1 protein-coding gene is annotated in these 263 nt (G+C 41.1%); it reads left to right on the forward strand.

Translation table 11 applies throughout. The features are described from left to right. Nucleotides 1-263: Hsp70 family protein (locus RG959_RS24375; protein WP_342799324.1), on the forward strand; the 263-nt coding region annotated here is incomplete at both ends.

Genomic DNA, 263 nt, shown 5'->3' on the forward strand with positions numbered 1-263 from the left:
GCTTACGGCATGGACAAAAACAAAGGCGAAAACATCGTTGCAGCATATGACTTAGGTGGCGGTACTTTCGATTTATCAATCATTGAGATTGATGAAGGTGAAGGCGAGCACACATTTGAAGGACTTGCGACAAACGGTGACACTCACTTAGGTGGTGAAGATTTCGATAACCGCGTTATCAACTACTTAGTAGCTGAATTCAAGAAAGATCAAGGTTTAGATTTAAAAACTGATCCACTTGCAATGCAACGTGTAAAAGAAGC

Source organism: Domibacillus sp. 8LH, assembly GCF_038806185.1.
GTDB classification, from domain to species: Bacteria; Bacillota; Bacilli; order Bacillales; family Domibacillaceae; genus Domibacillus; species Domibacillus indicus_A.